This window comes from Virgisporangium ochraceum (assembly GCF_016863655.1).
Taxonomy (GTDB): domain Bacteria; phylum Actinomycetota; class Actinomycetes; order Mycobacteriales; family Micromonosporaceae; genus Virgisporangium; species Virgisporangium ochraceum.
On record NZ_BOPH01000188.1, the window covers coordinates 1 to 878 of the forward strand.

General features: G+C 68.9%; 1 protein-coding gene. It reads left to right on the top strand.

The window, feature by feature from the left end:
* On the top strand, positions 1–878 hold an 878-nt coding region (locus tag Voc01_RS52620), incomplete at both ends, for a DUF8189 domain-containing protein (RefSeq protein ID WP_275423847.1).

An 878-nucleotide genomic window follows, 5' to 3' on the forward strand; every position in this document is an offset into this window, starting at 1 on the left:
TCCCGTACCGTGACTACAACATCCACGACTGCCCGCGGAACCTGAACTCGACGGTGGCGGCGGACAAGACGCGGTTCTTCAACGCGTTCTTCCGGTACGACCCGTTCGCCACGCCGTTGACGTGGCTGGAGAAGATGCAGTACCGGTGGCCGACGGGTACCGCGTGGTCGGCGGTGCGGGCCGACGGCCGTCCGCAGGCGTTCTTCATCCGTAACGGCGCGCTGGCCACGGTGTGGCAGAACGGCGACGGTTCGTGGGCCGGTCCGCAGGCGATGCCGTCGACGGGTGGGCCGGTGATCGGTGCGGTCAACGTGATCCCGAGTGACGGGGGTCGGCTGCAGGTGTTCGTGCGGCGGCAGAACGACCACCGCATCCTGACGATCCGGCAGAACCTCGACGGTGGTTGGCCGTCGTCGTGGACCGACCTGAGCAGCCCGAACATCCAGTTCGGTGGTGACCCGGCGCAGGTGGGTTCGCCGGTGGCGGCGCAGGACGCCGACGGCAGCCTGTGGGTGTTCATCAAGGACGGCGGCGGCGGCGTGTGCGGTCTGCGGCAGGCGGCCATCGACGGCAGCTTCGGCAGTTGGTTCGACATGGGTGGCGGCGCGGACACGCAGGACGGGCTGGCCGCGATCCGGGGCAACGACGGTCGGATCGAGATGTTCGCCAGCACCCGGTCGAACGTTCTGAGGTGGCGGCAGGACAACCCGAACGGCACCATGATCGAAAGTGGTGCGTTGCCGACCGGTGGGTACGTGCCGGCGGGTCCGCCGGCGGTGACGAAGAACCAGGACGGCACGCTCGAGGTCATCTACCACCGGTCGGGCACCGGCAACCAGTGGGTCACCACGTTCCAGACCGCCGTCGGCGGCAGCTGG